Consider the following 26451-nt stretch of genomic DNA (forward strand, 5'->3'; position numbering starts at 1 on the left):
TTTTGGCAATCATATCATAGTTTTCAACGGAAAATATAGCTGTGTAGTGGGTGTTTATCGACATATGGGTTGCCCCGGTTGGGCATAGACAATATTCCTATCATTCGCGTATCATGATAGTAGATGATGCATAGATGAAAGGATAAAATAGAGATCATGGTCCATTTTTATGAATTGGCCAGTTTAGATAAAGCGCAGCGTGCCCGCTTACTGCGCCGTGCCGAGGTCGCGATTGATGACCTGCTTGACTATGTACGCCCAATTGTACGCGGAGTTCGTGATCGCGGTGATGCTGCGTTACTCGAATATATGGAGCGCTTTGATCATGTGCAACTCTCGCCAGATCAGCTAAGGGTGAGCCAGGAAGAGATTGAGCGTGCCCATACGTTACTCGATAAAGAGGTCCATCAGGCGATTGAGCAGGCCATTAAGAATGTACGCAGGTTCCATGAGCGCCAGATGCCTCATGAGCAGTGGTTTGCGCAGATAGCTCCCGGTGTTATGGCCGGTGAGAAGATTACACCAATTACCAGCGTGGGCCTGTATGTGCCGCGTGGAAAAGGTGCATTTCCTTCCGTGATGTATATGCTGGCTACACCGGCCAGTATCGCTGGTGTGCCGCGCATCGTGGTCTGTACTCCTCCCGCTCCTAATGGAGATGTGGATCCTGCTTCTCTGGTGGCGGCGGACCTGTGTGGCGTGCATGAGATTTATCGTATTGGTGGCGCCCAGGCAATTGCAGCCCTGGCTTATGGTACAGAGACGATTGAGCCTGTACGTAAAGTTACTGGACCTGGTAATCCTTATGTCTCAGCCGCCAAACGCTTGTTATATGGTACGCTGGACGTTGGCCTGCCGGCAGGTCCCAGTGAGTCGATTCTGTTGGCGGATGCTAGCGCGGATCCAGAACTGGTGGCGCGAGACCTGTTAGTAGAGGCGGAACATGGTCCAGAGTCTTCCAGTCTGCTGGTCACTGATAGCCTTGCGTTAATTGAGGCGGTTCAGGAGTTGTTGCCAGCCAAAATCGCGGCCCTGCCCGAACCACGACAAACCTTCTGTCGTACCGGCTTTGAGAGCGAGAAGGGGACCGGTGGTCTGATTCTGACCAATGATATGGCTGAGGCCATTGCCTTCACCAATGAATATGCTCCTGAGCATTTAGAAGTACATGTGCGAGAGCCCTTTGCGATCCTAGCGGAACTAAAAAATGCGGGCGAGATTTTGCTTGGTGCCAATACGCCGACCCCCTTAGGCAACTATAGCCTGGGTACCAATGCGATTCTGCCGACTGGTGGTTTTGCCCATACCTTCTCCTGTACCTCCGTTTTTGACTTTTTGAAGCGAACAGGACTGGGATATGTTACGCGTGAAGGTTATGCTCAATTGAGCGAGACCACGCGCCGATTGGCCGAGTTTGAAGGTTTTCCTTCCCATGCTCTGGCTGTTACTGATCGTCCCGAGTCCCGGCACTGATCCTTTCCGTTCAACGCGGTTGGATCCCTTACCCCACGTGGATGCTGACGTGCCCATATCTTTTTTCGCATCATAAGTTCTCCCGAATGTGAAGAACTGGCTGGCGTTCAATCCTCCTCAATGTATATGAGGACCGGGGTTGCAAGGGGCAGCCAGCTCCATGCCGGGGTTCGAGGGATGCCCCCTTGTTTCTCTTCTTCTCCCGCGCCGCCGCAGGAGGCGCGAAAGGAGGGGAGATTCTATATCGTACGAGTAAAAATAGGTTGAACACGCGTTTACTTAGTATGGTTAAAGCAATGTGACCTGGTCGCTCCCGTTCATTGCCGGGTTCCCCAACATGAGCAGAAATGGGTGTGCCTGCGAAGTTTGTGCAGATAATGGTCCTGGATCTACATCTGTTATGACGGAGGGATTTGAGCTATGATAATCAATAATATGTATAAAAATAGCAAAGATGGCGATTTGTGGTAGTGCCGCTCTAGGACTCTGGATTTAATACTGCTCACAACGGAGAAAGATGTGTTATAATGCCCCCTATAAAAGTTTAAATCTGCAATGTGGAGAGCATATATTCTTGGGCTCCATAGTTAGCCAGTTTTTTATTGTGTTGATGAGGAAATTCAAATAGTTTTTGCGGTGTAAAAAAAGTATGTCAAATAACTTTTCGTCTGATTCAGAGCATGTATTACCGGTGAGTAGCTCACAACCTGGACAGCCAGGGCCAAAAAGTAACGTGCCAGAGAATGCACACACACCGCTACCCTCTAGCGCTAACTTGCCTGAAACTGAAGGCAACTCTTCACCGCCACGAAGGTTGGCGCCTGGTACGTTACTCTCAGGTGGACGTTATAAACTTGATAAACTCATTGCATCTGGCGGCATGGGTGCGGTATATCGCTCAATTGATACACGCTTTAATCGCCCCTGTGCGGTAAAAGAAATGCTGGATGAGTTCCATAATGAGAGTGAACGAACTCAAGCGGTGGAATGGTTCTCGCGTGAGGCTACATTACTACTGGAATTGAATCATCCCTGCATTCCACGTGTGCGCGATTTCTTTGCTGAAAGCGGTCGGCATTATCTGGTAATGGACTTTATTGATGGCCATACCCTGGCAGAAGCTCTGGATCTGGAAGGGAATGTGGTTGGTATCAATGGTGCTCGCGGCGTGACTGAGGCTCGTGCCAGGAGTTGGATGCGCCAGGTGAGTAGTGTGCTGAGCTATCTCCATTCTCAATCACCGCCAATTATTTTTCGTGACTTGAAGCCGTCTAATATTATGGTGACGGGTCGAGATGAAATTAAATTGATCGATTTCGGTATTGCCCGTACTTTCCAGTCACAGCGTCAGGCCACGGTAATTATGACCTTAGGCTATGCGCCTCCTGAACAGTTGCATGGTATGCCAGAGCCGCGTAGCGATATTTATGCTCTGGGTGCTACAATGCATCGTCTGTTGACGCGCCATGATCCGGCTAACAATAAACCAGGGCCTTTTGATTTTCCTTCTTTGCGCATGTTGCGTCCAGATATCTCGCCAGCCTTTGATCAGATTGTTATGAAGTGTCTGGCTCCACAACTCCATCTGCGCTGGTCTAATGCAGCTGAATTGGAACGGGCTTTGATCAATCTGCCACCAGTGACCGTTGCGCCCCCACTGCTAAATGCTATGGGCCAGGGGAAAGATGCTGCGAGTGGATCTGGACAGGCGATATCTGGTGGCTCCGGTGCTAACTTATCGCCATATGCGACTCCGGTTCGACCGTCTTCATCTTCGATGACGGGTCCCGCGGCAACGCATATCACGACGGCATTGGGACATTTATCAGCCTCACGCGTTGAAGCGGCGCATGATGCGGTCAAGTGGGCGCACTCATTAGAGCCACAGAACGCGATTGTACATAAAATCTTTGGACAGGTGTTTGCTCGTCGCACGCCACCCCAACCTGATCTTGCTCTGCAGGCGTACAATCGTTCGCTGCAAATCAATCCTGCTGACCCTGAGATCCATAAATTGATCGGGGATGTCTGGTTTTATTTGCGTCAATCGCCACAACAGGCGATTCCCGCTTATAGCCAATCCTTGCGCCTGAACGCTCAGGATTTTGAAGCACATGATCGATTGGGCCAGTGTTTTGAAAAAACACAACAAATTGAGCCTGCGATCCGTGAATATCAAGAGGCGCTAAAATTGGCACCCGCCCAGCCAGAAATTTTACGTTTGCGGTTATACTTTTCTCTGGGCCAATTAGCCATGCGCACAAATCAATGGTCGCTTGCTGAACATGCTTTTGTGCAGGTACTTATTTTAAATGCCGCTGATTCACAGGCACGCTTTCTGCTTAGCCAGGTATATGAGCGTGAAGGAAAACTGGATGACGCATTGCGCGAGTGTGGCTATGTTATTAATGGACCAATGGGAAACACACCTGCTGTTCAGCAACTTTTCTATAGTTTGAAAAATCGTTTAGGACGGTAAGAGGCAATCTTTTATGCACTGTCTATCTGGCATGAAGGGAACGTGTCAATGAGTACGCATCGTCTCAGCTCTAGGAAACGTAGGAGCTTCCGACTGCCTATGGTTATAGTACTCTTTTGGCTCATGATCGCCCTGCAAGTGGGGCTTTCCTCCACTGCCTTTGCTGCTGCTACGCCGCAGCCTTTAGCGCCACTGCCGGCGCAAGATGTTACGCGTGCTGGTGTTTCGGTTGTGCGCTTGATCTTGTCATATATGAGTACAGATTCTACGCAGGGGGGCGCCAGTTCTACCAGTATGTGTACTGGATTGGGCGTGCTGGTACGCAGTCAGCGTATCACTGATCACTACGAAAACTGGGTACTGACCGATGGATCACTGGTAAATAATGAGAAAAAGGCTCCCTGTTTGTCGTCAGGGACCGGGGCAGAGCTGTCTGGTATTTCTATTTATACGAGTAGTAGCTATAATACGCAGCAAATTATTAAATTTGACAGAAAAGCTGCTGAAATTTCTGTTCATTGTCCTTCCGGCTCGAACCCATGTGTTGATAGTGCGGCCCTCTTGCGCTTTAACTCTAGCGCGTCGGAGCCACAGCCTTTTATCGATCTGGCCACTGTTACTGCCAGTGGACAACAAGATCATGCGCTTTCGCTGCTGAAAAATGATAAAACCCTCGTTGGATTGCATCCTTCGATGGAAGGGTCCGCAACTTTAGATGGGTACACGAAGCAACTGGAAGCGTATCGTCTGCCGGTGACCCGGTCGTTAACAGACCAGACATTGGAGATTGGTACTCCGATCGTCAATAGTGTTGGAGAATTGGTTGGCATGCATGGTGGCAAGAATGTTCCGCTACATGCATTAAATGAGATCCAGTCTTTCCTCAATGTAACCTTGCCAGAGATCACACCTTCTTCTGTTGTTAGTCCAGTACATGATAATTGGAAAAACGGCATGGATGCTTATTATCAACAAAAGGCCGCTAGCGCACACCTGAATTTTCAAAAGGCGTTTACTGCCAACAATAATTTTCAGGCGGCCCAACTTTTTCAGTCTATGAGCGGGCAAACTGCTACTGAAACCGCTAAAGCTGCGGCTCCGAGCCCGGCACCAGCTAATGGTGTGACCCTCTTTGGGCTGCACATTCCTTACTGGCAGCTGGCAGTCGCGGCAGCCGTAGTGGTCCTGCTGGTTGTTTTGATCCTTTTCTTACTCTGGCGTGTACGCGTGCATAAGCACCAGCGCGTCTTGGAGGATGAATTGGCTGATGCAGAACAGCGTGCGACCATCGAAGCTCAGCGTATTCGGCTGGCTGAAAAAGAGGCGGCGCAAAAAAAGCGTAATATGAGTCAGTCTGGCTCCCTGGCCACGGTCCAACCACCAATGGTAGCAACAGGTCCGTTGGGCAATCCCATGTTACGTTGTCCACGTTGTGGAGAGATTGTGTCAGTGGATGATAACTTCTGCGCCAGTTGTCAGCAGCAACTTGCTCCTGCTGACAATAAGGTCCAGCAGCAGTATGGCAGGTCTCCCTTACCAGCCTCTACCGCTGGAAACCATGCCGTGCGCTCCTCAACTCCACCGGTTCGTTCCATCGCGGATCAGACAACGATTGTGCCAGCCAGTGCTATCGCGGAACAGCCGACGGTTGTCCCGGGTCGTTCTATCTCAGAGCAACCGACCGTGGATATACCAGATAGCAGTGCAGCAACGCAAGAATTGGATCCAGAAAAGACCGTTCCCTATTCGATGCGTCAGTTAAGTGGCCGCCAATTAGGATTAATGGTTGGGGCTAAATCTGATCCTGGTATTAAACGTAAGTATAAACCAAATGAGGATAGTCTTTTTGCTGCGCAAGGCCTGGTCAACGGAGCGTCTAAAGCGCCGCTGTTTGGCCTGTTTGTGGTTGCGGATGGTATGGGTGGACATGCGAATGGAGAAGATGCCAGCCGTCTGGCTATTCAAACCATCGTTAATTATATGCTACCAAAAATCAGTGGACAGGCATTGCGCCAGAGCAATGCTTATGAGAAACTGCTTATAGATGGTGTGCAGGAAGCAAATCTGGCTGTTCATCAAAATAATCTGCAGAAGAATGCTGATATGGGTACAACCATTACTGCGACGCTGGTTGTTGATGGTATGGCTTATATTGTGAATGTAGGAGATAGTCGAACCTATCTGTATCGGCCCGCCGCCGGTTTACGGAAGGTCACATTAGACCATTCGGTTGTCGCTAGCCTGGTTGAGGCTGGTATCATCAAACCCGATGATATCTATACCCATCCAAAACGTAATCAGATCTATCGTAGTCTGGGTGAAAAGCCAGCTATTGAGATCGATTCTTTCAAGGAAGCGTTACAACCTGGAGATAAAATAGTGCTTTGCTCAGATGGCTTATGGGACATGGTGCGCGACCCAAAAATTGAAGCGGTCGTCAAAAATCCTGATCCTGATCCTGCCATGACTGGCGAGGCCTTGATTAAAGCTGCTCTTGAGGGTGGCGGTGAAGATAACGTCAGTGTGGTTATCGTGCAAGTAACTGAGCCAGTTGAAACAAGCGGTATGCCCCGGTTGCAGCTTGTTGCCAAGCCCGACTCAGTAGAAATGCCCCAGTTACCATAAAATTGTCGCACTTTCTTCCCTGTGCTATAATCTAGACAGCATTTTCTTGACCTCCGCTCTTAATAGCGGAGGTATTTATTGGGAGGAAAAGCTCGTGTCAACATCAGCTAATATTGGATATTTATATGCAGGTATTTTGCTGGCGGCAGGCTTTGTGTTCGTGTTAGTTGCTACTGGCCTCGCAAACCTGCTTGCTCCACATAAAAATACTGAAGAAAAACTGCAAACGTATGAGTCTGGTGAAACTCCCATCGGCTCTGCCTGGGTCCAATATCCATTAGGGTTTTATATCTTTGCTTTATTGTTTGTGGCCTTTGATGTAGATATCGTTTTCATCATTTCCTGGGCTGTAATCTTTAAACAATTAGACATTTTTGGTTTTTGTGAGATCGTGTTCTTTATCATCGTTCTTGCACTTGGTTTGGTCTATGCATGGCGTAAGGGAGTGGCTCGATGGATCTAGTACCACGTTCAAAAAATATTCCCAGTGCTACTACTGGATATCGCGACGAGAATGCTGCGCTGGCTCGTGATCTGGCGCCTCTTGCTCAGATTACTGGTGCCCCTCTGGTAACTCAACTGCAAAAAGGTGATTACCTTGGATTTGAGGTGGCGCGCGAAAATCTGGTTGCTGTCTGCCGCTTTCTGCGTGATCAATTAGGTTTTGATTTGCTCAGCAGCATTTCAGGTGTGGATATGCTAGATCATCTGGAATCGGTCTACCATATACGCTCTACAACGCGTTCACAACTGCTCCAATTGAAGGTGCGACTTTCTTCGGAAGCTCCTGAAATTGATAGCGTTGTTTCTGTCTGGCCCACAGCCAACTGGCTTGAGCGCGAAACATATGACATGTATGGCATTCATTTTTCGGGCCATCCCGATCTCCGTCGTATGTTGCTTGATGATGATTTTGAAGGACATCCCCTGCTCAAAAATTTCCATCAGGTCCCAATGACGGTAAAGCCACGTGCCACCACCCAGGTTGATCCAAATATGGCTGTTTCTGGCCAATTCCAGCAGCAGAATATTGAGCGTGTGGTGCAAAAGAAATTGGGTCAGGGTCAGGAAGAGCGGCTGCATCCGGGTACTCCGACCTTTGGGCATGCTAATGAAGCTGCTCAGAGAGATGCGAACGTACACGAGTCAACTGAGTCTGGCCAGTCAACCCGCGATAGCAACTCGACGACCGACGATAAGTAGTAAGGAAGCGCGACCAGGACGTGAGTGAATATCATGCCAAAGTCGAAACAGCGAAAAGTGACCAGCAAAGCTGATAATATACAGCAACCTGTGCCGCCAGCTACAAATTATCAGCGAAGGCTGGCTGCACGGCGTAATAATAGTAGTAGTGGATTGACGGGATTGGTATCTGGAGCAATCATAGCTCTGGGATGCTGGGGATTTGCGTATACCTTCACTTTGCAAGAGAGTCCTAATCGTTATCTCTTTGCAGGTATGATGGCACTGATAGCGTTAATGTGGTCGATTAGCTTCGGCGTTCGTTTACGGAAGTGGCAACAAAGAAGACAAAATTAGAGGAAGCTTATGGCTACGAATCAAGACACTGATCTTCAAGACCTGACGACAACAGATTCGGCAGAGGGCCTGAAGACACAGGAAATGTTGCTCAACCTGGGCCCACAACATCCAAGTACCCATGGGGTGTTGCGTTTGATTATGACCCTGGAGGGCGAAACTATCACGGGATGTACCCCTGTGATCGGCTATCTGCACCGCGGCCTGGAAAAAATTCTGGAAAACCGCACTATTATGGCTGGTATCCGTTATATGGATAATTCTGACTATCTGTCTCCTATGTTGAATGAGACGGCTTATGTCGGTGCAGTTGAGCAATTGATGGGGATTGAAGCACCCCGACGTGCACAATATATTCGCTTGCTGACCAATGAGTTGCAGCGTATTGCCAGCCACCTGGTAGGTATCGGTACCTATGGTCTGGACCTTGGTGCGTCAACTCCAGTTCTCTGGGCGTTCCGTGATCGTGAAGGTATTCTTTCTTTATTTGAGGCCCTGGGTGGCAGTCGCTTCAACGTCAACTATATGCGCGTTGGCGGTGTATTGCACGACTTCCCCAAGGACTGGCTCAAAGAGTGTGAAGCCTTCCTGGACACCCTGGAAGAGAATATGAAGGAGATGGATAGCCTTCTGAGTGGTAACGAGATCTTTATGTCTCGTACACAGGGCGTTGGCTACATTGATCCTCAACAGGCTCTGGCCTATGGTTTGACCGGCCCAATGTTGCGTGCCAGTGGCGTCAACTGGGATCTGCGTGTGAACCGCCCATATATGGCGTATCGTGAAGTCCCTGTCAATACCTATGTACGGCAGGAAGGCGACTGCTACGCTCGTTATTATGTACGCTTGCAAGAGATTACTGAGAGCATTCGTCTCTGCCGGGTCGCCATCGATAAAATGCCTGGTGGAGCCATCAGTACCCGTACTCCTATCGCGCTGCGTCCTCCACGTGGTGAGACATACTTTGCTGTGGAAAGCAGTAAAGGCGAGCTGGGTGTGTATATGATCAGTGATGGTAGCGAATATCCATGGCGTGCCAAGCTCCGTGGACCCTCGTTTGTCAACCTGCAGATCATACCTGAACTGATGCGTGGTCACAAAATGAGCGACGCCATTGCCATCCTGGGTAGTACTGATATCGTGCTTGGCGAGGTCGACCGGTAAGTATCTTTCTTTGTAGAGTAGCAGACAAGCCCGATAGTTTTATCCCTCTTGTTTGCTCCTTTACCTCTGGAGTTATCATATGTTTGCAATGATTGTAGCCGAAACAGCCCCCTGGTATCAGTGGGCGACAGATCTGTGGAGTGGCATCGCCAATTGGAGCTTCCTGCAGTTTGTCGTGGCTTTTCTGACTATTTTCGGCTTTATTCTAACCAGCGCGACAATCCTGGTGCTTGCCGAACGCAAAGTCCTGGCCTGGATGCAGGACCGTGAAGGGCCTCTCCACACTGGTCCCTATGGCCTTTTGCAGACGGTAGCGGATGTTGCCAAGTTGTTACTTAAAGAAGACATCCATGTTAAGCACGCGGATAAGTTGATGTTCTTGCTTTCGCCGGCTGTCTTTATGGCGCCCGTGATCGCAGCTTTTGCGGTGTTACCATTTTCACCGTATGTACAGTTGCCCGGTGGTGCATTAACCACTGGACTGGTTTTCCTGGTGGCTATGAGCTCAATCGATGTTATCGGTGTGATCATGGCTGGCTGGGGTTCAAACAATAAGTATTCTCTGATTGGTGGCCTGCGTTCCGCGGCCCAGATGATCTCATACGAATTGCCTCTGGTACTGGCCTTTGTTGGTGTAATCATGCTGACAAGTGTACTGGCAGGCATGCCTGGCTTCCCAAACTACGGACAATTAGGCGTTGGCTCGATCGCCCCATATCAGATTATGCTTTTCCAGAATTCTGCCTGGCATAATACTGGCATTCCTGTTCTGGACTTCATTTTCCAGGGCTTCACCCCCTGGTCCTGGTTCTTCCTCTTCCAGCCATTGATGTTAATCATCTACTACACCTGTGGTCTGGCTGAGACGAACCGCGCACCATTCGACCTGCCAGAAGCAGAGTCAGAGCTGGTCGCTGGTTATATGACAGAATATAGTGGTATGCGCTGGGCTATGTTCTTCCTGGGTGAGTATGGTAATATGACCATCGCTTCGGCTGTGGCTTCCTACCTCTTCCTGGGTGGCTTCGCTGGCCCTGGTGTTTCCTGGTTGACGGCTCAGGGTTCACTGCTCTGGGGCTTCGTTGGTAACATCCTGGCCCTGGGATACTTCGTTATTAAGATTTATGCCCTGTGCTTTGTCTTCATCTGGATCCGCGCAACCCTGCCACGTCTACGTGCTGACCAGCTCATGCAGTTTGCCTGGTTGGTGTTGATGCCTGTCACATTGGCCAACATCCTGGTGACTGGCCTGGTCTACTTCTTGACCAAAAGCCTGCCTACCTGGGTCTTCCTGACAGTTCTGGCTGCGATCAACTGGGCCAGTGTCTTTGGCTTCATCTGGCTGGTTGGACGTGTCACCACAGCCAGCACACGGCGTGCGCAAGCTCCGGCTATTCGCGCCCAGCTACGAGCCAAACCCGCAACGCCAACACCAGTCCTACGTGATGGCGTACCTGCTCGTGTTGCCTTGCCCGCTGGCGGCAACAAGTAACCAGACTGCCGGTAATACAAACAGACTCATTGCAAAAAGCAGGTGGGACCACCAAAGATGGTATCCCACCTGCTTTTCACATAATCGGCCTAGGAAGCCCAGCATCTTGAGACCGGGGTATTTGGCATAATACTGAAGTACTGCTTCATCAAATACCAGACTAAATCGTTTAGAGTTGTCAAAAACCATTTTATTATGGTGGGGTAAATGGGGCGCAGGGCGCCCCATTTACCCCACCATAATAAAATAAGTAAGGGCACTTTAGTGCCCGAGTGCGGCCATATCTTATGACCTTATCAAATGTGAGCACGATATATGAGACAAGAGCATGTTTGCATAAAAAAACTGGCTATAGTTGTCTGTGCCGCCCTATCGGCCAGCCAGATCCAAGACTTTGTACACTTAGTTCAGCAAGATCAATGGGATGTCTGGATTATCGCCACACCCAAAGCCAGCGACTTTATCAATGAGCCCTTGCTCAGACGCCTCACAGGCCACCCTGTTACAATGACAGCACCACTCTCTCCACTCCCCTCCTTTGACGCTGTGGTAGTTGTACCAGCCACATTTAATACCCTTAAGAAGTGGGCTCAGGGCATTGAGGACACCTATGCACTCACCCTACTTAGAATCTGGACACGCCAGGCATACCTCCCCATCCTCGTTTTTCCGCGCGCCAGTGCCGAACTGGCCCAGGATCCAGCGTTCGCGCCCAGTCTGTCCCGGTTGGAGCAACAGGGAGTGCAGATTTACTACCATCCTGATCAGTATCCTCCCAATAATAATATCCCCTGGTCCAGTATCCTGATAAAATTGCGCAACGCTTCTGCCCATAATGGGTAAAATAATTCGGATGGGACTTTACAAAACAATTGCTGATAATGTACACTTGTAATTGTGTGATGGTACATTAGAAAGGTCTTGCTTCATGAAGCGGCTGCGCAGCTAATTTTAGATATTTTCCACACTCATCTACTCTTTTCTACCCGTCTTCACTACGCCCCTGTTTTTAGATAGCTCATGTATGATTTTTTGCATTATATGCATCTTCGTCACTCTCACATGTATAGAGAGGAATGTTTTGATGAAGCTTTCAGCTAAAACGTATCGAGACCTGCTTATCACTTATCTCAAGCCCCAATGGGTTCGTGTATTATGGCTCTGTTTGCTGCTGGCTAGCTCTATTAGTATCGCCCTGATCAACCCACAAATTGTGCGTACTTTTATCGATAGTGCCAGTGCTAAAGGAACATTATGGGGCCTGCTATTCATTGCGTTGATCTTTCTTTTACTTTCAATCGCGCGTCAAATTATTACTGTAATTGAGGCCTATGTAGCTGCGAATGTCTCTCTAACCGCGACCAATGCCTTGCGGGCCGATCTGATGTTGCATTGTTTGCAGTTAGATGCCACCTTTCATACTACGCATTCCCCGGGAGAATTGATTGAACGTATTGATGGTGATGTAAGCTCGCTGAGTACCTTTTTCTCGCGCCTGGTAATTGCCCTCTTTGGCAATATCTGTTTGTTGATCGGAGTATTGGTCCTGTTGTTTCTGGTTGATTGGCGCGTTGGGGGAGTGCTATCGGTTTTTACGGTCCTGGCTTTCTTGCTTGTCAATCGCTTACGGGGTCTGGCAACACCGTATTGGGAGGCTGAAAGGCAGGCCAGTGCGGATCTGTTTGGTTTTCTGGAGGAACGGCTGTCGGGGACGGAAGATGTGCGCTCAAGCGGGGCCACGCAGTATATGCTGCAAGGCTTATCTGTCCATTCGCGTAATCGCTTGCGCAAGCTGCGTAAAGCTATGGGGGTTAATTTTTCAACCTGGGGAACAATCACCCTGGTGAATGCCCTCGGCATGGCCATCGCGCTGGTAATGGGTAGCTATTTCTATTGGGCTGGTACCATGAGTAGCGGTACCGTGTTATTGCTTTTCCTCTATACTACAACCCTAACCACGCCGATCGAGCAGATCGTCAACCAGCTACGAGAATTACAGCAGTCAGCTGGTAGCATTGAGCGTGTTGTAACTCTGCTCAATACGAAACTTACCATTGTGGATGGCCAGGGCGCTACACCACTGGCTCCTGGTGCACTCGAAGTAGCTTTTGAGGATGTTTCTTTTCACTATAACGAGGATGTACCAGTACTGGAGCATATCCAATTACAACTGGCACCTGGCAGCATTATGGGACTGCTGGGCCGCACTGGCAGCGGTAAGAGTACGTTGACCAGATTGCTTGAGCGCCTCTATGATCCTACTGCGGGTGTAGTGCGTTTGAACGGCACCGATATTCGTATGCTTACGCTGGATGACCTCCATGAGCATATCGGCATGGTGACGCAAGATGTACATATTCTGCATACGACCATACGCAATAACCTGACGCTCTTTGATGCCTGCATTACAGATGCACAGATCCTGGAGGCGCTAGATTTGTTGGGATTGGAGCCCTGGTATCGTTCACAGGCCGATGGACTGGATACGGTACTGGCACCAGGTGGTAGTGGTTTATCCGCTGGCGAGGCTCAATTAATCGCGTTTGCGCGTGTCTTTTTACGCGATCCGGGTCTGGTGATTTTGGACGAAGCCTCCTCACGGCTGGATCCCGCTACTGAACGCTTACTTGAGCATGCAATTGATCGCTTACTTGAGGGACGCACTGGTATCATTATCGCGCACCGTCTGGCAACGGTACAGCGAGCCGATACGATTATGATTTTAGAACATGGCAAGTGCGCTGAATATGGATCTCGTCAGGATCTTGCCCATGATGCTACATCGCGCTTTGCGCAATTGTTGCGCATTGGTTTAGAGGAGGTGCTGGCATGAAGCAGAAGCTCTGGTATATCTGGCGCCTGGCGCGTTATCGTCCGCTGTTGTATATTGGCAGCGGACTGGCCAATGGCGTGATCTGGTACCTGTTTCCGTTGGTACCAGGTCTGGTCGCGCAAGCGATCCTGGACGGGCTGACCCACCGTACTTTGAATCCTTCGCTACTCTGGTGGCTGATCGCCTTACTGATTGGAAGCGTGCTGGCCCGTACCGCTATAATCCTGGTTGCGATCCTCAGTGAGATTACGCTTGGGCAGACTATGGAAGCCCTGTTACGGCATAATCTGTTCGCACAGATCTTACAGCGACCAGGCGCGCAGGCCCTACCATCTTCAACCGGAGAAGCCATCAGCCGCTTGCGCAACGATGCCGAGGAGGTAGGGGCTTTTATCTGCTGGCTTTTTGATCCAGTTGGCCAGATTCTGGTGATGATTGTTGCCCTGGTAATTTTAATTCGTGTCTCACCCTTGATCACTCTGGCCGTATTTGTGCCTTTGATTCTGGTTTTATTGCTGGTCAATTCCTTTCGACGCCGTATTCAGCTCTATCGTAAAGCTACGCAAGAGTCGATTGGCGATGTGACAGGATTACTGGGAGATGTCTTTGGGGCGGTACAGACGATCAAAGTTTCGCGGGCCGAAAAGCCGATCGTGGAACACTTTCGCAAGCTAGGCGAGGAGCGCCGCAAAGCTACGCTGAAGGATACGTTGCTAAGCCAGATCATTGACGCTTTTTCTGGTAATGCCGCTGATATCGGAACCGGCATCGTATTGTTGATAGCGGCGCAATCCATACGCGATCAAAGCTTGAGTGCTGGCGACCTGGCCCTCTTTGTCTCCTATCTTGCCTGGCTAACCCAGGTTATTCGCATGTCTGGTGGTTTTATTACGCGCTACAGCCAGGCCAATGTTTCTCTGGATCGTCTCTTTACTTTATTGCAGGAAGGCCCCAAACAGGATCTGGTGGCGCATCGTCCTTTATATCTGAATGGAAAACTGCCGGCGTTGCCCTTTACATCTAAGGAGGCGCAGCATCGTCTGCAAGAATTGCAGGTTGAGCGCCTGAGCTATCGTTATCCGGGTAGTAAGCGGGGCATTGAGGATATTCAGTTGCACCTGCGTAAAGGCTCTTTCACGGTAATTACCGGGCGTGTCGGTTCAGGGAAGACAACGCTGCTACGGACATTGCTGGGATTGCTTCCGGCGGACCAGGGCGAAGTACGCTGGAATGATCAGCGCATTACAGAGCCTGACACCTTTTTTGTGCCACCACGTTGTAGTTATACCCCGCAGGTTCCACGTTTGTTCAGCTTAACATTAAAAGAGAATATCCTGCTAGGTCTACCAGAGGATCAAGTAGATATAGCTGGCGCCTTGCATGCTGCCGTATTAGAGAATGATATAGGGGAGTTAGAGGAGCAATTAGAGACAACTGTGGGGCCACGTGGGGTCAAGCTTTCTGGTGGACAGATCCAACGTACAGCGGCCGCGCGTATGTTTGTGCGCAATGCTGACCTTCTGGTTGTTGACGATCTATCCAGTGCCCTGGATGTAGAGACTGAGCAGCTACTCTGGTCACGTTTCTCACCCGATGTCACCCGACTGGCCGTCTCACATCGCCGTGCCACCCTGCGTGAGGCAGACCATATCATCGTGCTGAAGGATGGCCGCATTGAGATCGAGGGAACACTGGACCATGTGCTGGCGAACAGCGAAGAGATGCAGCGACTCTGGCATGGCGAGCCAGCGCTCATCGGGGCCGAAACAGCCGAAAAAATGCGGGATAACATTTAAATAGCAGCGACACTAATTTGCGCCATCGGCTCGATCGAGCTGATGGCGCAAATTAGTGTCGCTGCTGTATCTGTATAGCTTAGAAGCCCTGCGTCTTGAGCAAGATCCAGGATAGAACGATGCCCACGATTGAGCCTGCAATCACCTGAGCCAGTGTATGGCGGCGCAACTGGACACGTGACCAGCTAACCAGGATGACCAGCAGAAAGGCTGGCAGGATCACATTGCCATACACCATGCTCAGGGCCGTAACAGCCGCTGAGAGGGCTGACGCATGCATGCTGATCTTCCACCACAGGGTAATTACCATCATCATGATACCGCTGATCGAGACCAGTAGCAGCACACTCTCCAGATTTTTTTGGCCTTTGGTCAGATGCAAGACCAGGAAACCAAGCAAGCTTGAGGCAATGCCAAACAAGAATGGTCCCACGCGCTGTGAGCGCACACTTACATCGACATCGGTAAATTTACCGGTGATCACACCAAAGCTGATATAGGACATGGGGCCAACACAAAGAAAGAAGATCGTGATGATAACAGAAAGGAAAACATTTTGATCGTTGGAGGAACGACCCATCAAAATAATAAAAGGTAAGGCGACAACAGCGGGCGATAAAATGGTCGAAATAAAGCGCGCGAATTGAATATGCAACGGTTTTGATATGGCAGGGGTGTCATCACTCTCATGGATAGCCATATTCTCAAACATTATAGTTTTTCTCCTATACATTCCTTGACAGAAACAAACGATGGGTGTGCAGAAACAGCAAAACATGTTTCCGCACCTGAACATACTTAAAGTAGTGACTGGCAAGCCTGCACACTGTATCCAAGTACGGCACTCGCGACCCTGCTAAAATCTTGAGCGTCTCCGCTACACCAGATCTGCATGTCCCCGCCAGGACCCTCAAGGGGCCGTGCCAGCCTTTCTGTATCCAGTATTGCTTGCGTGCGTCGGGCAATGGCCGCGCCGCTATCAATTACTTGCACATTTTTCCCAACCAGACGTTCGATGGCTGGTCGTAAGGCAGGAAAATGGGTGCAGCCCAGGACAATAACATCGACGTCTTTGTCAATTAATGGTTGTAAGGCTTGCTGCAACGTTGCATCAACCAGCGGACTTTCGAGTTCACCATGTTCTACTAACGTGACTAGCTCGGGACAGCCGACCGCATAGACCTGGATATCTGAAGCAAAATCATCAATAAGATGACGGAGATATGAGGCCTTGACCGCCTGATTGGTGGCCGCGATCCCGATCCTTCCACGACGGGTGGCGCGGGCCGCCGGTTTTACGGCAGGCACAACGCCAATAAAAGGGATGGAATAGGTAGAGCGTAGTACGCTTAATGCAGCTTGAGATGCCGTATTACAGGCCACAACAATCATTTTGACTCCCTGCTCAACCAGGAAGCGGCATGCTTGCAGTGACAACTCGATAATCTCATCTTCGCTACGTGTACCATAGGGGCAGTGAGCCGTATCGCCAATGTAAATGAAATTTTCACTGGGGAGTAGTTTACGTAATGCTGTTAAAATTGTCAGGCCGCCCGCCCCTGAGTCAAAGACACCTATTGGAGCCAGCGATACCTGCTGAATTTTTGCTTGATCCTGACCTTGCTGGAAGTTGCGTGGATCATTCTTGCGATAATCGTAAAATATATGCTCACTCCGCTCGGCGTCGCGTGCAGGATGCACTATATGTTCTCCTGCTGCACTTTCTAAACTACTAGTTTTCATCATTTATTCTTATTATACTCTACAATTACTACTCTATACTACGAAATTCTTGTTGTTCACCAAAGATGCGGCGCATGGTATCGCTGACCTCTCCAAGTGTCGCATAGGCCTCAACCGCTTCAACAATGGCGGGCATCAGGTTACCAGTGCCCTGGGCTGTCTGCTCCAGTGCCTGTAACTTCTGGGCAACCAGCGTATTGTCACGGCGTTGTCTTAAATCGGCTAGCTTTTGGGCCTGCCGAGCCTCAATCGCAGGATCAATAGCGTGTGCCTCCAGGTGTTCACGTTCCGCTTGTTTGAAGCGATTGACACCAACGACAATATTTTGTTCCTTCTCCAGTGCAAGTTGATAGGTATAAGCCGCCTCTTCAATTTGAGCCTGCATATAGCCATGTTCAATTGCACGCACACTACCACCCAGAGCATCGATCTGTTGAATATACTCCCAGGCGCTCTGCTCAAGCTTATTCGTGAGGGTCTCGACATAATATGAGCCCGCCAGGGGATCTACCACATCGGCGACGCCTGTCTCATAACCCAGAACCTGTTGGGTGCGTAGTGCCAGCCGAGCAGTCTCTTCTGTAGGAAGGGAGAGTGCTTCATCCTTACTATTGGTATGCAGGGATTGTGTGCCGCCCAGCACTGCCGCCAGAGCCTGATAGGCTGTGCGCACAATATTATTATCTGGTTGCTGGGCAGTCAGCGTTGAGCCAGCCGTCTGTGTATGGAAACGCAGCATCAGCGAGCGCGGATCTTTGGCGTGAAAGCGTTCGCGCATAATCTGAGCCCACATCCGCCGTGCGGCCCTGAACTTGGCAACCTCTTCAAACAGATTATTATGACTGTTAAAGAAAAAGGAAAGCTGGCCCGCAAACGTGTCCACATCAAGTCCAGCGGCCAGCGCAGCCTCAACATACGCAATGGCGTTGGCCAGGGTAAAAGCAATCTCTTGCGCGGCCGTAGCACCGGCTTCGCGGATATGATAGCCACTGATACTGATCGTATTCCACTGGGGAAGATGTTCTGAACAGTAGCTAAATATATCGGTGATGATACGCATTGAATGCTGTGGAGGATAAATATAGGTTCCGCGCGCGATATACTCTTTTAGCAGATCGTTCTGGATGGTGCCTGAGAGCTTTTTGATGTCTGTGCCCTGCTTTTTAGCTACAGCGATATAAAGAGCTAACAGGATGCTCGCGGTGGCATTAATAGTCATTGACGTACTGATACGCTCAAGTGGCAGACCGTGTAGCAATACCTGCATATCTTCCAGGCTTGAGATCGAGACACCAACCCGGCCAACTTCGCCTTCTGAAAAAGGATGGTCCGCGTCGTAGCCCATCTGAGTTGGAAGATCAAAGGCAACGGAGAGTCCAGTAGTCCCTTGAGATAAGAGGTAGTGGTAACGGCGATTCGACTCTTCGGCCGTGGCAAAGCCAGCGTACTGGCGCATTGTCCAGAGTCGTGAGCGATACATGCCCGGGCGAATGCCACGCGTGAAAGGGAATTCTCCGGGATAACCAAGTTGTGTCTGTGCATCCCAGTCAGCGAGGTCTTCGGCGCTGACCAGATCAGGAACTTCGATGTTCGAGCTCGTCTCAAATGTTGCTTTACGCGCTGCGGTTTTATCTGCAACCTTGCGTGCTGTCGTCTTACGCCATTCTTCGGCATTTTTACTAACATGTATATCCATGGACGCCATGCTCCTCCTATGAATGCCAGGGCAATTATAACATACTCATAAGCGTTTGCTCAGGCTGGCTGTGTTGCTTCAATCAGTACCAATAATTGACCCTGTTCAACGGTCTGGCCGGTATTGACTTTCAGCTCTTTTACGGTGCCTGAGATAGGTGAGGGCAGGTCGTTTTCCATCTTCATCGCTTCAAGTACGACGACCGTTTGGCCGGCATTGACAGTATCACCAGGCTGTACCAATGTATTGACCACCAGACCCGGCATCGGTGCTTGAATCCTGGCTGCATTACTCTGGGCATTCTTTCGGGCACTACCTTCGAGTAAACGGATGCGCTCATCTTCGATGGTCACCATAAAGTACTGCCCCGCCAACTGAATCTCGTAGGTCTGGCCACTTCCTTCATCAGGTTGTACCATCCTCCTGGCAAACACTTCATAGGATTGGCCGTTCAGTAGCAAGCTGTAACGTCCACCTTCGGTACGTTGTTCGCTGGTATGGCTGGCCAGGGAGGCGATCCGGTGCCAATCGGGAGTTTGCTCTATGCCGTCCACGGTCACGATGGTCTGGTTGCCTTGCTTCTGTGTTGTTAAGGCATATTCTTGATTTTTAATGGTTGCAGTATACTTTGTACTATTTGACATAGCGATTTACCTTCTGCTTTGAAAGTCATCTCTTAACAGATGCGCACGCGATCATTGTATCATGTCTGTTGGAGTGAGGCGAGACACAGATATTTCGGGCCATCTCAGATAATTTCTAACACTCTTCTAACACTTTTCCTATGTGGATCTAACACTTACTATGGCATACTGATACACAGAGAAAAGAAAAAGCGCAGCATCTGAGATACTGAAGGTGCGCTTGCGAAGAGTTGTATGGTTGAAGAAGTCTCAGGTACCAGCCTTACTGAGCGCTGGCACATTCCATTGCGCGAAGACTTCTGCTGAGCTACAACGAAGGTATAACCATGACGAGACAAGAGGGTTTCATCGACGCCTATAATAGAGACAGTGATTACAGACAGAGCGACAACGCTCATGAGGTTTCTGACAATGGGCAGAAGCCGCCACGCTGTGCGAACTGTGAGATTGATATCCTCTGGACTCCGGTGGTGATACGTGGGCAGACCTATTGCTGCACCGGTTGTGCAAATGGTGGTCCATGCTGTTGTGACTATTCGCAGTATCGCTCGGTTAATATCTCGGGTGTGATCCATTATGGTCCAGACGAAGAGGCACTTAAAAAGTCTTCTGACTGATAAGCTTCATTGTTGAAAGGAAGTGTAAACCGTGGCTAATATTCGTCCTATTGGTGATCGCGTGGTTGTAAAACCTGCGGCCAAAGAAGAAGTAACAAAAAGCGGTATCGTTATCCCTGACACAGCCAAAGAGAAGCCCCAGGAAGGGGTTGTAATCGCAGTTGGTAATGGTCGTTTGTTGGATAATGGCGACCGTGCTGCTATAGATATTCACGAGGGTGACCGTGTTCTGTTCGCTAAATATGGCGGTACAGAGTTCAAGCTGGATGGTGAAGAGTATCTGGTTCTTAAAGAGAACGATATTCTTGCGATTGTTGGCTAGTCATCCTTGGCATCCTGATGATGCGGGCAGAAGCATTTGTTCTGTTGGCGCAGATGGATGTATGAGATAGTGTAGGAGAAAGTACAATCATGGCAAAACAGCTCGTATTTGACGAAGAGGCTCGTCGATCGCTTAAACGCGGTATTGACATCCTTGCTGGCGCTGTAAAGACCACACTGGGTCCTAAGGGCCGCAACGTTGCACTGGATAAAAAATTTGGTGCTCCTAATGTGACCCATGATGGTGTCACCGTGGCTAAAGAGATCCAGCTTGAGGATCCATTTGAGAACATGGGTGCCCAGCTCCTTAAAGAAGCTGCCACCAAGACCAATGATGTTGCTGGTGATGGTACCACCACCGCCACGGTTCTGGCGCAGTCGATTGTTAACGAGGGCCTGAAAAACCTGGCCGCCGGTGCCAATCCAATGCAGCTGAAACTGGGTATTGATAAAGGTACCGAGGCTATTGTTTCTTACATTCGCGAACTGGCCGTACCAGTCGAAGGTAAGAAAGAAATTGCCCAGATCGCCTCGATCTCTGCTGCTGACGAGCAGATCGGTGAACTGATTGCTGAAGTCATGGACCGCGTCGGTAAAGATGGCGTCATCACCGTCGAAGAGTCCCGTGGCATCAACTTCGAGACCGAGTATGTCGAAGGTATGCAGATCGACAAAGGCTACATCTCTCCTTATTTCGTTACCAATTCGGAGAAAATGGAAGCCACCCTTGAGAATCCTTACATCCTGATCACCGACAAGAAGATCAGCGCCATCCAGGATATCCTGCCAGTGGTCGAGAAAGTCGTCCAGCAGGGTCGCCGTGAGATGGTCATCATTGCTGAGGATGTCGATGGTGAGGCTCTGGCAACCCTGGTTGTCAACAAACTGCGTGGTATCCTCAACGTCCTGGCTGTGAAAGCTCCTGGCTTTGGTGATCGCCGCAAAGAGATGCTGCGCGACATCGCAACCCTCACCGGTGGTGAAGTTATCAGCGAAGAGATGGGCCGCCGCCTGGATAGCGCCACTCTGGAAGATCTTGGTACCGCTCGTGTGGTAACCTCCCATAAAGAGGACACCATCATTATCGAGGGTCGCGGTCAGGCTGAAGATATTCAGGCTCGCGTACGCCAGATCAAAGCCCAGATCGACGAGACCACCAGCGATTACGACCGTGAGAAGCTCCAGGAGCGCCTGGCCAAGCTGTCCGGTGGTGTTGCTGTGATCAAAGTTGGTGCTGGTACCGAGGTTGAGCTGAAATACCGCCAGACCCGTGTTGAGGACGCTCTGTCAGCGACCCGCGCCGGTGTTGAAGAGGGCATGGTCCCTGGTGGTGGTGTTGCTCTCTTGACCGCTGTCGAGGCTCTGGACAACCTGGGTCTTCAGGGTGACTCCGCAACTGGTGTGAGCATTTTGCGCCGCGCACTTGAGGAGCCCATTCGCCAGCTGGCCGAGAACGGTGGCCGTGATGGTTCCGTAATCGTCGAAGGCATTCGCCGTGCTCAGAAAGAGCAGAACAACAAGCACATTGGTTACAATGTTCTGACCGATACCTATGGCGACATGTTCGAATTCGGTATCGCAGATCCTGCTAAAGTAACCCGTTCTGCCCTGCAGAATGCGGCCAGTATCGCTGCTATGATCCTGACCACCGAGGCCTTGATCACAGATCTGCCTGAGAAGAATCAGTCTGCTGCACCAGCAGTTCCTGAGTACTAAGCCAGACCTGAAGCGATGAGCACATCCATAAAAAGCCTCCCATGCAATGCATGGGAGGCTCGTTTTTTGTTCTCAGTTAACGCCATGTGCACGTTTCCACATACCTGTTTGTTTTGAGGAGGAACATGGCGAGGCGGTTGCGACCGCCTCGCCATGTTCCTCCTCAAAACAAGCGAGAGCCGTAGGCGTGAGGGATAAAACGTGCACATGGTGTCAGTTAGCAACCACAATGTTGTTGTCGTTGTGACTCTTCATCGCAATGATTACGACAGGAACTTGATTGATTTCAGCATCGGGGTAAGGTACTTGTTCAGTGCCTCCTGATAGATGTTATCAGGCACAATAAAGTAAATAACATAGTAGTTCTTATTATGTTTATCTGCGATGGTGGTAAAGTGCAACTTGTTGTTTTGACCATCGAGAACCGTCGCCTCTTTTTTGGCCCACTGATCGCCAGCAATGCTTTGTTTGGCTTCAGTGCTATTCACCTCTTCAATCTGATGGAAATCTTGCACCTGACTCAATTGTTGAACATTCGACTGATTTAACTCTTCTACACTGGTGATCTGCCCCGTAACGGTTGTTGATAGATGGTTAACCGAGAAGGCGATGCCAATCTCCTGTTGCGTAATTGAGAGAGAGGTAGAACTTGCGGATTGCTGAGGCGCACCGGCACTCCAGTCTGCTGGATACTGCAATGATACATTGACATTATTGTCTTTGGCGGTTTTAAAAGAGGTTGGAGCAGGGAGGGGCTTATTTTTAGGCTGAGCCGTGGCGGTTGCTGTGGGTTTAATGCTCTTGCTGACCGGACTGGCCCCAAGCGCGTTCATGTTCAACTGACCATTGCTATAGAGCGAGGCAAACGTGATCAGCGCACCGATGACTGGCACCAGTACCAGTACCGCGATACTGCTGACAATGCTACGACCACGCCGATTAGCCTTTGTACGCGTTTTCTGTGGTGGCAGGGAAGCGTCCGGTGAAGATGCCATCGACTCTACCAGATGAGGAGGTCTGGCTGGCACACTGCTCGGCCAGGGTGGCGTATCCGGTGGTAGATATGAAAATGTCGATGTTGGGCGTGCAGAGGTACTGCTTCCACATTGTGGGCAGGACGTAGTGGTTGCGGGAAGTTCAGTTGAGCACTGAGAACATTTCATAGTCACGCTCCCTGTTATTATTCTGTGTGTATCAGATGACAATCAAAGCGTACAACTCCACTATGGCGTTCGGTTACAACTTTTAGTACTTCTAATTTAATGTGCTCTCCAATGCCGATGGCTATATCTGTCTCGTCCAGTACACGACATTCAAAGTGCCGCTCAGGATCAACCAGATCTGCGATGACGCAGCGTACATAGTTATGTTCTTCACCTTGAAAAATCGTATGGAGCCCTGGCTCTTTTGTGACCAATGTCCCTTCCCGAATCACGTTTTATACTCCTCTAGAACTGTTAGTGCCCGGTAGGCGCATAGATGAAAAAAATAGAGGTGTACTTACTAGTATTAGTAACCGTAAGCTAATTGTCAACCTCTGTATCTGTAATTATCGAATAGAATGGGATAATTTGCAACTATATACTACACGTCGCTTTTTAGCAGATGTTTTCAGTAAACTGCAGATGTTTTTTTGCGGCAGTAGCTTTTTTCTTTTGTGTTTGTAAAGAGGGTACATGATATGCTATCGGCACCGCAAAAAGAAAAGCAAGGTGTCGGTTCGGGCCTTGCGCTCGATTTATCCTCCCAGGCGCGGGTATGGGATTGGCTTTATAGCCAGAGTTGAATTGTACCGTCGGTAAGGGCGACAATGAGTTGTTCGTCGGCAAAGGTCATGGCGCTGATCTGCCATGGATGATAGAGTTTTTGCACGATCTGGCCGGTGGTGATGGACCACAGGTCGATGACACCTTCATTGACTTCGCTGTCTTCGCGGGCTACGGCCAGCCATTGGGCGGTGGCCGAGATGGCCATGCGCGCACTGCTGCCCATGGTTCCGCTGGCGAATTCGCTATAGGTGCCGTTCTGGGTGTCACAGATCCGAATCTTATCACGGTTATAGACAAAAGCCAGTAACGAGACATCCAGGGTCGCGACATAGGGTCCTGCACAGTCTTCACAGCGTCCCATTAAGATTGATGCTTCAATCTGGGCGGCGCGACTTCCCAGGCGTGCTTTGGGATGCAGGTTCCAGCGGCGAATAATCGCCATCTGTTCTTGCTCATGCGGAATCTGGCCGCATGAGAGCGTGACCAGGGTTTGCGCGTCCTGTGAGAGTGCACGGGCACGGATGGCCCAGAAGTTACGTCTCTCCGAGCTCTCTTCGGTACATACGATAAGATCAGTTAAAGCGGTGGCTGGCGCGCTCATTTCATGGCTGAGGATGTCGGTGCTACGTACTCCCCAGGAGCGGGGAGCGCGTATATCTTCGGGTAGATGGGGTAAGGCCATGCGCGCAAGGCGTTTGTTATCAGGCGTGACCTGTAGACTGACATCCAATGAATAGTGATTTGAGACCGCACGCTCCATTAAAGGATAGCTCCAGAGCAGATCACCTGTATAGGCATCCCACATATGCATACCCAGGCGGTTCCAGCCTGCCAGGAGTGAGCCTGCCTGTGAGAAGCGTAGCTCACGTAGTGCTTCAACCGTTAGTTTGGGGTCGCTAACAAAGTGGGCAGTCTCTTCGGCCTTGTCCGCCGTGACCTGCCAGATCGTACCCTGTCCATCAAATGAACCTGCAGCCACCTTGAGTCCTTGTACAGTGCGCTGGGCGGATAGTGATGAAGTGACTCCATGGTCCGTTTTAAGCATCATTCCGGCGTGGAGCGGGCCGCGTGTACTGAAGGTATGCAGTCCTGAAAACTCTACATCCTCCGGATTTTCGGGTGTATGGGGTTGTGCGCGTGGGCGGGTAAACCTGCGGCGTACATCGAGCACACCACCCAGGATCGTATCGTACTGTTCGCGCTTCTCGGGATCGCCAATGACTGCATAGGCTCGATTGATGCGCTTCATCTCTACCGCCCCCTCAGGGCCAGCGAGATCGGGATGGAAGCGGCGAGCAAGTTGACGATAGGCGCGTTTGATTGTATCCAGGTCCGCATTCGCGGGCACACCCAGGATGGCATAATAGTTTTCTGGTGTATCCATCATTTTATTGCATCATCATAGTGTAATAGGCCAGCAGTTCTTCTTTGTGGAGTAGACCTTGCTAGCACCAACAATCTGTCTGTTTCTTCTCAATTTTGTATGTGTTTATGGAAAAAAATAGGGTGCGCCTGGTTTAGTGTGAGCTGATCCATGAACCACCGTGATCTATATGAGGCTATGTTCAAAAGTTGTTTTATCTTATCATGTAACAGGCATACTCTATTGTACTTCCTCCGATTTTATCACATTCCGCTCCTGGCAGGACACGATAAGTCTGACTTTACAGCGTTCCGCGCGCTAGAGTGAGACGATGCGTGTACGAGGGCGCTCGTTCTTGACGGCGACGCGGCGGATGCCCCACATATACCAGGTCGCAAAGGTGCGATAAGGCCGCCATAGTTCACCACGTTCAAGTGCCTCTTTTTTGGTTGGACGCTCGGGAAGTTGATAGGCAAAGCGGATACCCTCTAGAAAACCTAGATCGTCTACCGGCAACACATCGGGCCGCATGAGCACAAATATCAGACACATTTCAGCGGTCCAGCGGCCTATGCCTTTGACTTCTGTGAGTTGCTGGATGATCTCTTCATCATCAAGCTTAAAAAGTGTCTCTAACTGGAGCTTGCCACTGGAAACATGTTCAACCAGGTTAAGAATATAGCGAGCTTTTGGAGTGGATAAGCCCAGGGTGCGCAACCGATCGAAGTCAAACGGAAGAAGATTTTCAGGGGTGACTTTTCCGTCGGGCAGTGCGGCGCGGACGCGAGCCATAATCGCATCAGCAGCTTTGACCGAAATTTGTTGTGAAATGATCGCATCAACCAGAGCATTGAAGATATCTGGATCAGGCTGTAATGTGCATGGTCCAACACGTTCAATAACCTCTTTCATAATTGGATCGATCGAGCTTAAATAAGCTGTAGCTGTTGAAATGACATCAGTGTATGAGCTTTGCATTCGGCTTACAATTCTTTCTATCTTTTGGGCCGTACATTTATCTGTGCCTGTAGTATAGAAGACGATAAGAACATTTGTCCAGTATAGAGCGGCGAGTTTGCTGGCACTGTGTAGTGTGACTGTGGAAAAAATAACAATCAAGGCTTATGCGTGTCAATGTGTTGCAGCGTTTCGCATTCCATAGTGAGTGTCGTACAATGAAC

Annotated in this window: 22 protein-coding genes; 14 read left to right on the forward strand and 8 right to left on the reverse strand. The window is 50.0% G+C overall.

Translation table 11 applies throughout. The features are described 5' to 3' along the window. Positions 1-156: 156 nt before the first annotated feature. The 11 genes from hisD to EL633_RS12425 all read left to right on the forward strand — a co-directional run bounded on the left by hisD (position 157) and on the right by EL633_RS12425 (position 15401). Entirely contained in the window at positions 157-1473 is a 1317-nt protein-coding gene (gene hisD, locus EL633_RS12375) for a histidinol dehydrogenase (RefSeq protein WP_126627475.1), read from the forward strand. A gap of 649 nt (positions 1474-2122) precedes the next feature. Beyond that, positions 2123-3952, forward strand: a complete 1830-nt coding sequence (locus EL633_RS12380) for a serine/threonine-protein kinase (protein WP_126627476.1) — start codon at positions 2123-2125, stop codon at positions 3950-3952. A gap of 99 nt (positions 3953-4051) precedes the next feature. Continuing rightward, positions 4052-6577, forward strand: a complete 2526-nt coding sequence (locus EL633_RS12385; protein ID WP_161982107.1) for a protein phosphatase 2C domain-containing protein — start codon at positions 4052-4054, stop codon at positions 6575-6577. A 94-nt stretch (positions 6578-6671) separates the two neighbouring features. Beyond that, the gene (locus EL633_RS12390) at positions 6672-7040 is read left to right on the forward strand and encodes an NADH-quinone oxidoreductase subunit A (protein ID WP_126627478.1); all 369 of its coding nucleotides are present in this window, start codon (positions 6672-6674) and stop codon (positions 7038-7040) included. Next, a complete protein-coding gene (locus EL633_RS12395; protein ID WP_126627479.1) occupies positions 7031-7780 on the forward strand; it encodes an NADH-quinone oxidoreductase subunit C in 750 nt (249 codons plus the stop codon). The genes EL633_RS12390 and EL633_RS12395 overlap by 10 nt, the downstream gene beginning before the upstream one ends. A 33-nt stretch (positions 7781-7813) precedes the next feature. Beyond that, complete coding sequence (locus EL633_RS12400; RefSeq protein ID WP_126627480.1) at positions 7814-8116, forward strand: hypothetical protein; 303 nt, start codon at positions 7814-7816, stop codon at positions 8114-8116. Positions 8117-8125: 9 nt separating this feature from the next. Further along, on the forward strand, positions 8126-9280 hold the full coding sequence (locus EL633_RS12405) for an NADH-quinone oxidoreductase subunit D (protein ID WP_126627481.1): 1155 nt from the start codon (positions 8126-8128) through the stop codon (positions 9278-9280). Positions 9281-9359: 79 nt separating this feature from the next. Then, positions 9360-10772: a complex I subunit 1/NuoH family protein gene (locus EL633_RS12410; RefSeq protein ID WP_218027473.1), complete on the forward strand. Its 1413-nt coding sequence runs from the start codon at positions 9360-9362 to the stop codon at positions 10770-10772. Positions 10773-11087: 315 nt separating this feature from the next. Then, a complete protein-coding gene (locus EL633_RS12415) occupies positions 11088-11615 on the forward strand; it encodes a flavoprotein (protein ID WP_126627482.1) in 528 nt (175 codons plus the stop codon). A 241-nt stretch (positions 11616-11856) separates the two neighbouring features. Then, the gene (locus EL633_RS12420) at positions 11857-13605 is read left to right on the forward strand and encodes an ABC transporter ATP-binding protein (RefSeq protein ID WP_126627483.1); all 1749 of its coding nucleotides are present in this window, start codon (positions 11857-11859) and stop codon (positions 13603-13605) included. Beyond that, the gene (locus tag EL633_RS12425) at positions 13602-15401 is read left to right on the forward strand and encodes an ABC transporter ATP-binding protein (protein WP_126627484.1); all 1800 of its coding nucleotides are present in this window, start codon (positions 13602-13604) and stop codon (positions 15399-15401) included. The genes EL633_RS12420 and EL633_RS12425 overlap by 4 nt, the downstream gene beginning before the upstream one ends. A 79-nt stretch (positions 15402-15480) precedes the next feature. Here the strand turns inward: EL633_RS12425 and EL633_RS12430 are convergent, their stop codons facing one another. From EL633_RS12430 to EL633_RS37280, 4 genes are all read right to left on the reverse strand, one after another. After that, on the reverse strand, positions 15481-16113 hold the full coding sequence (locus EL633_RS12430) for a phosphatase PAP2 family protein (protein WP_161982108.1): 633 nt from the start codon (positions 16111-16113) through the stop codon (positions 15481-15483). 86 nt (positions 16114-16199) lie between these two features. Further along, complete coding sequence (gene murI, locus EL633_RS12435; RefSeq protein ID WP_161982109.1) at positions 16200-17102, reverse strand: glutamate racemase; 903 nt, start codon at positions 17100-17102, stop codon at positions 16200-16202. Between the two features lie 70 nt (positions 17103-17172). Continuing rightward, entirely contained in the window at positions 17173-18840 is a 1668-nt protein-coding gene (locus EL633_RS12440) for an acyl-CoA mutase large subunit family protein (RefSeq protein ID WP_126627487.1), read from the reverse strand. A 59-nt stretch (positions 18841-18899) separates the two neighbouring features. After that, positions 18900-19484 carry an acyl-CoA carboxylase biotin carboxyl carrier protein subunit gene (locus EL633_RS37280; RefSeq protein WP_218027474.1) on the reverse strand — a complete coding sequence of 195 codons (585 nt, stop codon included), beginning with the start codon at positions 19482-19484 and terminating at the stop codon, positions 18900-18902. A gap of 326 nt (positions 19485-19810) precedes the next feature. Between EL633_RS37280 and EL633_RS12450 the strand changes: the two genes are divergently transcribed. The 3 genes from EL633_RS12450 to groL all read left to right on the forward strand — a co-directional run bounded on the left by EL633_RS12450 (position 19811) and on the right by groL (position 22138). Further along, the gene (locus tag EL633_RS12450; RefSeq protein ID WP_126627488.1) at positions 19811-20101 is read left to right on the forward strand and encodes a hypothetical protein; all 291 of its coding nucleotides are present in this window, start codon (positions 19811-19813) and stop codon (positions 20099-20101) included. Positions 20102-20132: 31 nt separating this feature from the next. Continuing rightward, positions 20133-20423, forward strand: coding sequence for a co-chaperone GroES (gene groES / locus EL633_RS12455; protein WP_126627489.1), 291 nt, complete (start codon positions 20133-20135; stop codon positions 20421-20423). Between the two features lie 89 nt (positions 20424-20512). Next, the gene (groL, locus tag EL633_RS12460; RefSeq protein ID WP_126627490.1) at positions 20513-22138 is read left to right on the forward strand and encodes a chaperonin GroEL; all 1626 of its coding nucleotides are present in this window, start codon (positions 20513-20515) and stop codon (positions 22136-22138) included. A gap of 263 nt (positions 22139-22401) precedes the next feature. Here groL and EL633_RS12465 read toward each other — a convergent pair whose 3' ends face one another. The 4 genes from EL633_RS12465 to EL633_RS12480 all read right to left on the reverse strand — a co-directional run bounded on the left by EL633_RS12465 (position 22402) and on the right by EL633_RS12480 (position 26248). Continuing rightward, a complete protein-coding gene (locus tag EL633_RS12465) occupies positions 22402-23301 on the reverse strand; it encodes a hypothetical protein (RefSeq protein ID WP_126627491.1) in 900 nt (299 codons plus the stop codon). Between the two features lie 17 nt (positions 23302-23318). Beyond that, positions 23319-23573, reverse strand: coding sequence for a hypothetical protein (locus tag EL633_RS12470; protein WP_126627492.1), 255 nt, complete (start codon positions 23571-23573; stop codon positions 23319-23321). A gap of 335 nt (positions 23574-23908) precedes the next feature. After that, positions 23909-25294, reverse strand: coding sequence for a J domain-containing protein (locus EL633_RS12475; RefSeq protein WP_218027476.1), 1386 nt, complete (start codon positions 25292-25294; stop codon positions 23909-23911). A gap of 294 nt (positions 25295-25588) precedes the next feature. Then, positions 25589-26248, reverse strand: a complete 660-nt coding sequence (locus tag EL633_RS12480; RefSeq protein WP_126627493.1) for a DNA-3-methyladenine glycosylase family protein — start codon at positions 26246-26248, stop codon at positions 25589-25591. Positions 26249-26451: the final 203 nt, after the last annotated feature.

The organism is Dictyobacter alpinus (genome assembly GCF_003967575.1).
Taxonomy (GTDB): domain Bacteria; phylum Chloroflexota; class Ktedonobacteria; order Ktedonobacterales; family Ktedonobacteraceae; genus Dictyobacter; species Dictyobacter alpinus.

Bases quoted from the DNA above. Each gene is read 5' to 3' on its own strand.
- EL633_RS12405 (WP_126627481.1), top strand. From the start codon at position 8,126: ATGGCTACGAATCAAGACACTGATCTTCAAGACCTGACGACAACAGAT.
- EL633_RS12385 (WP_161982107.1), top strand. From the start codon at position 4,052: ATGGTTATAGTACTCTTTTGGCTCATGATCGCCCTGCAAGTGGGGCTT.
- EL633_RS12415 (WP_126627482.1), top strand. From the start codon at position 11,088: ATGAGACAAGAGCATGTTTGCATAAAAAAACTGGCTATAGTTGTCTGT.
- EL633_RS12395 (WP_126627479.1), top strand. From the start codon at position 7,031: ATGGATCTAGTACCACGTTCAAAAAATATTCCCAGTGCTACTACTGGA.
- EL633_RS37280 (WP_218027474.1), bottom strand. From the start codon at position 19,484: ATGTCAAATAGTACAAAGTATACTGCAACCATTAAAAATCAAGAATAT.
- EL633_RS12475 (WP_218027476.1), bottom strand. From the start codon at position 25,294: ATGATGGATACACCAGAAAACTATTATGCCATCCTGGGTGTGCCCGCG.
- EL633_RS12440 (WP_126627487.1), bottom strand. From the start codon at position 18,840: ATGGATATACATGTTAGTAAAAATGCCGAAGAATGGCGTAAGACGACA.
- EL633_RS12430 (WP_161982108.1), bottom strand. From the start codon at position 16,113: ATGTTTGAGAATATGGCTATCCATGAGAGTGATGACACCCCTGCCATA.
- EL633_RS12410 (WP_218027473.1), top strand. From the start codon at position 9,360: ATGTTTGCAATGATTGTAGCCGAAACAGCCCCCTGGTATCAGTGGGCG.
- EL633_RS12450 (WP_126627488.1), top strand. From the start codon at position 19,811: ATGACGAGACAAGAGGGTTTCATCGACGCCTATAATAGAGACAGTGAT.
- EL633_RS12480 (WP_126627493.1), bottom strand. From the start codon at position 26,248: ATGCAAAGCTCATACACTGATGTCATTTCAACAGCTACAGCTTATTTA.
- EL633_RS12380 (WP_126627476.1), top strand. From the start codon at position 2,123: ATGTCAAATAACTTTTCGTCTGATTCAGAGCATGTATTACCGGTGAGT.
- EL633_RS12425 (WP_126627484.1), top strand. From the start codon at position 13,602: ATGAAGCAGAAGCTCTGGTATATCTGGCGCCTGGCGCGTTATCGTCCG.
- EL633_RS12465 (WP_126627491.1), bottom strand. From the start codon at position 23,301: ATGAAATGTTCTCAGTGCTCAACTGAACTTCCCGCAACCACTACGTCC.
- EL633_RS12420 (WP_126627483.1), top strand. From the start codon at position 11,857: ATGAAGCTTTCAGCTAAAACGTATCGAGACCTGCTTATCACTTATCTC.
- hisD (WP_126627475.1), top strand. From the start codon at position 157: ATGGTCCATTTTTATGAATTGGCCAGTTTAGATAAAGCGCAGCGTGCC.
- EL633_RS12400 (WP_126627480.1), top strand. From the start codon at position 7,814: ATGCCAAAGTCGAAACAGCGAAAAGTGACCAGCAAAGCTGATAATATA.
- groL (WP_126627490.1), top strand. From the start codon at position 20,513: ATGGCAAAACAGCTCGTATTTGACGAAGAGGCTCGTCGATCGCTTAAA.